5 protein-coding genes are annotated in these 7,310 nt (G+C 54.0%); all 5 read right to left on the bottom strand.

The features are described from left to right. Positions 1-19: 19 nt before the first annotated feature. The 5 genes from AB5Y50_RS05310 to AB5Y50_RS05290 all read right to left on the bottom strand — a co-directional run bounded on the left by AB5Y50_RS05310 (position 20) and on the right by AB5Y50_RS05290 (position 7,200). Positions 20-1,633: an IS1634-like element ISAs25 family transposase gene (locus tag AB5Y50_RS05310; protein WP_010674210.1), complete on the bottom strand. Its 1,614-nt coding sequence runs from the start codon at positions 1,631-1,633 to the stop codon at positions 20-22. 208 nt (positions 1,634-1,841) lie between these two features. Next, the gene (locus tag AB5Y50_RS05305) at positions 1,842-3,479 is read right to left on the bottom strand and encodes a Wzy polymerase domain-containing protein (RefSeq protein WP_368162436.1); all 1,638 of its coding nucleotides are present in this window, start codon (positions 3,477-3,479) and stop codon (positions 1,842-1,844) included. A gap of 168 nt (positions 3,480-3,647) precedes the next feature. After that, entirely contained in the window at positions 3,648-5,732 is a 2,085-nt protein-coding gene (locus tag AB5Y50_RS05300) for a YjbH domain-containing protein (protein ID WP_323580121.1), read from the bottom strand. Next, the gene (locus tag AB5Y50_RS05295) at positions 5,729-6,433 is read right to left on the bottom strand and encodes a capsule biosynthesis GfcC D2 domain-containing protein (RefSeq protein WP_167292738.1); all 705 of its coding nucleotides are present in this window, start codon (positions 6,431-6,433) and stop codon (positions 5,729-5,731) included. Before AB5Y50_RS05295 ends, AB5Y50_RS05300 begins: the two co-directional genes overlap by 4 nt. Positions 6,434-6,480: 47 nt before the next feature. After that, positions 6,481-7,200: a YjbF family lipoprotein gene (locus AB5Y50_RS05290; RefSeq protein WP_167292740.1), complete on the bottom strand. Its 720-nt coding sequence runs from the start codon at positions 7,198-7,200 to the stop codon at positions 6,481-6,483. Positions 7,201-7,310: the final 110 nt, after the last annotated feature.

The raw sequence follows: 7,310 nt of genomic DNA, 5'->3' as shown, positions 1-7,310 counted from the left end.
CCGACATTCCGCACCTGATTTAGGAATAAATTTGCCGATAGCGCTCACCCAATACCTCCAAAATGATCTGCTGGTCTCCTGTTAGCTCCGTTACTTGTGGCGGAGCTTCTCCCAGTCGATATTCATGGATGCCACCAAAGCGCAAAAAGATCCAACGGGCCGTCGGCTGCTGGGTCGGTTTCTTTTTCATATCCGCCACACTGCGATTCTGCTCCACTAATCCCTGCCGGATCCGGTGCTCCAACGCTGCGTAAATCATCAGGCTACAGGTCATCACCATGAGCAACGCTTCAATCCGCTCCGGCTTTTTCAGGTACAGTGAGGAGGTTAAAAACTCCGGGCTCTTGAGAAAACGAAAGCCCCGTTCGACATTCTGCTGCGCTTTATAGGTGGCCAAAAGTTCGGCCATGGTCAGCGTATCGCTGTGGTCATTGGTCGCCAGGATGAACACCCCGGTCTGGTTGCGGGCCTCTTCAACGCAAGCCAGGCTAGTTGCCGCCAACCCAGTGATTTGAAACTGATGGCCAATTGGCTCTTCGCCACGCTTGGGTCTGCCACGTCCTGTATAAACGGGTTCACCTACCACTTCGGCATCCAGTTGCAGCAGCATCAAGCTGGCGGTAAAACAGCTCAACTCAGCTTGGGCATCCGCCTCACAAGCAAAGCGTCGGGCACACAATTTGGCGAAGGCTTTGAGCTCGCGGGTACTGTCTTTGAGCAGGTTTTTGGCCAATGTCTGCTGCTCGCGGTGGCTGGCTTGTTCGCTGCGCACCAGCAACCAACGTTGCGCGACCCCGGCATAATTCGCGTGTTGCCAACGGCCATGATAGCCATTGCCCAGAGCGGTCAGCGGTTGTGCACCTATGGTTGCCACGGCCTGCTTTGCCTCATTGAGAGTGACGGGCACCCGGGTCACAAATAGTTGCTGCTGTTGCGCCAGTAATTGCAAGGTATCGGCGCAGTACAGTGCGGCATCGCCGACCAGATAACGGCACTCCTGCGCGGCCTTGAGACTGCTCAAATGGCGACGAACGGTCTGGGCAAAGGCTTTGGTGTCATTACTATTGCCGCTCAGGGCCTGCATATAGACAGGTAGGCCGGCCTGATTTTCACAGATGAGCTCAAGGATCACTTGATTCAGCTCTGGCCGGTGATCACGACTATAACCACGCACCAGTTGCAGCTTACCGACCAGATCCCCATCGGCACAGTCATAGGCGCCATCGACGTGGAAGCTGGTAATATCGAGGTGCACTGCGGTGCTTTTGAGCCCCAGCCGCTCGACAACTTGCGCCGCCATCACCTGATACAAGGCGCTGACATCGGCCTCAAAGAGGGCATCGAGACAGCGACCGAGCACATCATCATTGAGGTCATCAGCACAGATCCCGGGGCCAATCAGGCGCTCAACCGGCTTGTTAGCAAAGAATTGCGGGAACATGTGCAGGGTGCTGCTGTGAAAGCCGAGGCCGTTCACTATCATGGCGACCAAGGCTTCACCATGTGAGACCTTGAAAGGCGGGGTTTTGGGGAGCAAGGCATCGATCATGCGGGCAATGCCCAGTTCCTGGCAGAGTGCGGCGACCAAACCAAGGTGATCGAGGTTACGGATCGAGATAGCGGGTGCGGCCATGATGATCTACCTGCAAAAGAGAGTAATAGATCAGAACGGCCGATCGCCGTCAAGCACTGAAAATAGCAAAATCAGGTGCGGAATGACGGGTGAACGGATGGCCGGGAACCTCTTTGGCAACCAGCCCCCTCCCCCCTTCAACGAGGCGGGCACAAAAACCATCACGGCCGCAAAGGCGGCCGTGATGGTAGACAGGTTGAGACGCCCCTCACGAAGAGGGCTTTCGCTCCAGGGTCGCGGCCACCTTTCTTGCGGCCGACACGGTGAGCAAAGGCTCACCCGGATAGAGCATCAGGGCGCTTGCCCGCAGGTTGTCCGCCTCCGCCGAGCGCCCCAGGGCATTGAGGGCGATCACCATGTTGGCGTAGATATTGGCCCTCGGGGTATGGCGCACGAAGGCCTGCCCCCAGTCAAGGTAGGCTTCAAGCTCCGCCTGGTTGTTGGCTTGCAGACCGACCATGAGGCGCACCGCGTTCACGTCGAACTCCACCCGGGTCAGCCAGGCCATGGGGTTGACGATGTCGAGCAGGAGTGCAGGCTGCTTGTAACCGCCCCGCTCATACTTGGTCACCACCCAGGCGGTATGCAGGGCGGTCAGCATGAAGGGGATGACGATCAGGGGAATGGCGATGGCCATGAAGCGCAGCAGCAACCAGGGGCGGCACAGATGGTCGCGCCAGTTGCCGTGGTCTTGCTCCTCCACCTCCGCATCCATCGCATACAGGAGCAGCAGCAGCGCCCACCACAGGGCGATGGCGTGGTAAAAGGGGTACTCGGTCTGGGTGTGCAGCAAGATGGGGGTCACCAGTGCAAGCAAGGCGGCGCCCTTGACCCAGCCCGCCCGGCTCAGACGCCACAGCAGGGCACCGCCCATCAGCACCATGCCCAGCATGGGGGCCAGGCCCCCTTCCACCGCCCAGTAGAGAAACTCGTTGTGGGGGTGATCCAGGTTGTACTCGATCTGAACCATGGCCGGATTCAGCGCCTTGTCGGCCATGTAGTGATGGAGAAACACCGACTCGAAGCTGCCATAGCCCCAACCGGTCCAGGGCATCTGGGCAATCAGCTTGGCGGCGTAGGGCCAATAGATGGAGCGCATGCCGCCTGATTGGTAGATCTCGAGCCCTCGTCTAGCTCCGGCCATCAGGTATTGCGAAGCCAGCCCGGTCAAGATGCCCAGCGCTACCAGCGCGAGCATCCTGCCCAGCAGCCGCTCACGACCCAACTGGGCAGACAGCAACAAGAGAGCCATCATGCCGCCCAGTTGCCCGACCCGCGATTGCAAGATGACCAGCAGCAGGGAAGTGGCCAGGATCACCCCATAGCGCAACCCCTTGAGCCAGGGGTTGGCATCACCGCGCAGCTCCAGCCAGATGGCCAGTGACAGGCCGGTCGCCATGAAGCTCGCCATCACGTTGGGTTGCTGGAAGATGCCATAGGGGCGGTTGGCCTGGGTGTCATACCCAATCCAGTTGCCCGGCACCAACAGGTAATACTGCACCAGGCCGAGCAGCGCCTCGATGGCAACGGCCCCCAGCAGCAGATAGAGCAGCCTGTCTCGCGCCTCGCGGCCGAATCGCCACTGATAGAGGCTTGCCAGAAACAGCAGGCCTGCAAACAGCCCTAGCAGCCGGGGAATGGCATAGTCCTTGAGCTCGAATCCCGGATAGGCCATGGGTAGCAACAACAAGATGCCCCCCAGCCACTGGGCCGTCTGCAGCGGCGAGACCACCAGTCGCTGGCTGAGGGTCACATGCCACAGCCCCAGCGCCATCACCAGGCTGGCGAAGATCCAGCCCCAGGCATTGAACGGCAGATAGAGCCCTGCCCCGCCCGGGTTGTGCATGAAAAAATGCATGCCAAGCAACCAGTACAAGACTGATGTTCCCCAAAAAACCTTTTGAACCAAACTGCTCTCTCTTCCCATTTATGCCTCATCATGCATAAAAAAAGCCGTGACAGTAAAAACACTATCACGGCTCATTAGACTAACGAATCAATACCGAGAAGAGTCTTACAACGGCAGACGTTCAGTCATGTCATACAAGGTATGGCTTCGGCTAAGCATCTGCCCCCCATCTCTTGTCAGAGGAACCCATCCAATAGTTCCCTTGGATGTTGTGGGACGAATCAACATCAAGTCGAAGGGAACTGTAATATAGATGCCTTTGGTAAAACTGCCTTCCCCGTACTCTTCGGCCGACACATCCGTCAAGGTCGCGTATGCTCCCATCACAATCCCGGACTCAAAGCGCTTGGAGAAATCAAACGTGGCCCCCAGGTCACCAGCCAGATAACGCCCGACAGCTACCTTGGCAGTGACATTGTCCATGAAAGGCAACTGCCAATAGCCAGTCAAGTGACCCGTAGCAACGTCGTAATCAGCCATCTTCAGGGTGTTGTTCCAATCACGCTGCTTGACCCAGTTGGTATCCAAACCCAGAGCCCATGACTGACCGAAAGGACGATAAAGCACCTCTCCCCCGACACCGGCGTACATCATTTCCAGATAGCCGCCGTATGCCTGGCCGTACCACTCCTGACCAAGTTGCTCCATATGTGTTAACTGGAGGTTGTTCAGCAGAATATTGGAAGAGTCGACATACTCTCTCACCCAAGTGCGTACTCTCGGTAACGCATCCGTGTCGGCAGGTGGTGTTTTGTAATTAAATTTGTCGTAATTGTTCGCAATATTGAAGAACAACGTACCCTGTAACCAATCCTTATCGGAAAGACGCAGCTCACTGTTGGCATTAATGCCTATCTGATACATATAAAATGATTCAGGACCACCAAAAGATTGCGTCAGGGCCGGGTCAAATGAATAAGAGAACCACTCTGGTTCAGATTGGTAACGGAGCGTTCCCTGAACAGGAGCAGGTACTTTTTGATGCTCTTCTACCACTGCCTCCTGCCCAAGAACCTGGGGCTGGTTCGCCTTTCGCACAGAGTCGAGATCAATCACCGTCTCTTGCAACTGGAAATCTCGCTGGCGCTCAATGACTCTCAACTCTTCGACAGTGTCAGGCAGATGATTAATCGCAACCAGAGCAGTACGATCGATCGCTTCTTGCTGGTCCCTATATTTGTGCTGTTGACCCAGCAAGGTTACAGTGGACTGGTCACTATAAAGTGATGCTGTATTCCAACCAGCATTGCTTTCAAACTGTCCTGCCATGACAGGCCAATCAACGTGTGACGAGTCTATCGGGGCCTTTTCAGCGATATACACAGGGCGAGGCTCATCTAAATGATTCTGACGTAAATCATTAAAGTTGGTCCGAAGAGTAACACCCCACATCAGAGTATTTCCCCTCTGATAACTAAGATGAGTGTCCATGTAATCAAAAAGACGATAAACAGCACCTATATTGATAGGAGATGAATGATCAATCTTCCCGGCAAATTCATTGCTGTAATCATTGCCATCATATTCCAGCTTCAGGCGAAGTGGCTGCCAAGGTGTCTGGTATTCAACACCCCCAAACAAGGCAGCATTACCGTGGAACATATTTTTTGTTTCAAATTTGCCACCACCGCTGGAATAACCATTATCTCGTGAACACCAATCATTTTTCCACTCGCAAAAAGGATTGGTAATGTTCCCGCTCTCCCCCATATTTCCCCAGCCCATACCAAGGGTGAAATCAAACGGGCCAACACGCTTGCTGCCGACAATGTACTCACTGTCAAACAGCCCGGTCCCCATCAGGTCACGAAAACCCATAGAGAGATTCGGGATCCAGGTAGACTCTTCCAGCAACCTGACTTTGACATCCATGCCCTTGTCTTTGTAAGTCTGGTCGCCACTGAAGTCGGGATTCGCGTTATAAAGACGAGTTCTTACGTCGGTATAACGCAAAGTGGCTTCAAGCCAGTCGAACGGCTGCACTGACATAGACCAGCGACGGTACTGTTCATTATCAACATAATTGACACTGAATTCACCCGTCTTGGCCATTCTGGCGGTTGGCATTTGCAGCAAGCCAACGCCGCCGAAGTCACTTTGTGATGGGCCTAACGGTTCAAAAATGTCGGCATCAGCGTGTGTTGCAAAGGATACCAGCAGGGCAATCAGTGAGAGTCTTGGATAGGTCATTTGGGCATCCGATTCGCTAACAACGTCAACATGCGTGTATTCAAGTCTTTATATTGCTCAGGCAGCACACTCGGAGCAAAACCGACAAACAGAGTGGCACCAGGCATGGCTTCGACATGGCGTTCATTCCAGATGGCAACGGGGATCCACTCAGATTTGCCACTGGGGGAAATCAGATACGCGCCGGTGTCATCACTTCCGGACAAGCGATCCAGCTTTTTCCAGTACTCTCTCAGCCCTGCCGCAGGCAAAACCGGGGCCTCACTAGGGTGAGCAATTAAGCCAGCCAGATAGATTTGCGAACGGCGAGGGGCAAGATACAGCTGATAATCCCCCTGCAATACGGGGTTGGCACCTGAGGGCGCCAGGCTGATATCCGGATCCACAGGCAATTCGAAACGCCCTGTCAAATGCAACTGCTGCAACTGTTGATTCAACTGTAAAGCGGCATGGGCGAGTTCAGCTTCATCATGCTGCTGCCAGTACGTTGCCAGCAAGCTGAGATCCTTCAGCACGGCTTGCTGTTGATACTCAATGTCTTTTTGGCGCGCAGGAGTAGAAATATGAGCGACAGGCCAATAATTATCGTACTGAGAGACTGCCGAGTTTAACAACGCGTCACTCAACAGCATGGACTGGGGATGAGTCATTGTTGCTGTCGGTTGACCTTGCCACCAAACAGACACGGACACATCTGCCATAACAGGGGCAGCCCCCAAGGTTGCGAGCAATAAGCTATATATTATTTTCATGATGAATAGGGCTTAAGGAATGTCATTTCGATCATTGGCAAGGAAGGGCCTAATTGCTGCTGGAATTTACGAACTTGACCTGTCTGCTCATCGATCCAGAAATGATTCAGCCATCGCTCTTCATTCGGGGCGGTAACGACATGCTCTTCTACAATCGTCGTTTTATAGGGGCGGTCCATAATATTCAGAACCTCATTCCCCAACTGCGTGTAATGCATACTCAAGGGATAGCCACTGGTGTATTTTTTCGACCACTCAGCGACACTATACCACACCATTGAGGGTGTCTTGTCTAACCGGGAAGTCTTCAGCGGATCCTTATCCAGACTCCCCAGATAGCGCAAATCATTTGGCAAACCCACTGTTTTAATCAAGCGCCCATGCTGAGTCACAAACATCACACCATCGGCGCTCATCCATGACATGCGCGGACCATTGACATATGCCAGTACAACCAACGCCTGGGGAAGATCGCCCACCTTGATATAGGCACTCGCATAGGGTAGCGATCTCAGCTCGGATGAGGTCAGTACAATATCATCAGGCTTGTTGAACACATAACCCAGAGTCTCGATCGTCTGATGGGTCGAAGTGCTGCAGCCAGCCAATAAGAACGTGGCTGACCATGCCAATAATCGGGAGGGGAAATAAGATAAATACTGTGCCACGCGCAATACACCATCCATGAGGGATAAGAAGAAAACAAGGCTGCTCAAACAGAGCAGCCTTGTTGAATATTATCGGGTTGAGGTGGTAGTGTTGTTGTTGTTGTTGCGGCTGTTGGATTCAGACACAGCAACAGCGGTCACCAGTGCAGCAGCAGCAC

Source organism: Aeromonas sp. s6 (assembly GCF_040907815.1).
Lineage (GTDB): Bacteria > Pseudomonadota > Gammaproteobacteria > Enterobacterales > Aeromonadaceae > Aeromonas > Aeromonas caviae.
The sequence above is the reverse complement of the archived record's forward strand: the minus strand, read 5'-3'. Positions and strand labels throughout refer to the sequence as shown.

What these genes read in the sequence shown, in the direction of transcription:
- AB5Y50_RS05300 (WP_323580121.1), bottom strand. Translation starts at nt 5,732, where the DNA reads ATGACCTATCCAAGACTCTCACTGATTGCCCTGCTGGTATCCTTTGCA.
- AB5Y50_RS05295 (WP_167292738.1), bottom strand. Translation starts at nt 6,433, where the DNA reads ATGGCAGATGTGTCCGTGTCTGTTTGGTGGCAAGGTCAACCGACAGCA.
- AB5Y50_RS05310 (WP_010674210.1), bottom strand. Translation starts at nt 1,633, where the DNA reads ATGGCCGCACCCGCTATCTCGATCCGTAACCTCGATCACCTTGGTTTG.
- AB5Y50_RS05305 (WP_368162436.1), bottom strand. Translation starts at nt 3,479, where the DNA reads ATGCACAACCCGGGCGGGGCAGGGCTCTATCTGCCGTTCAATGCCTGG.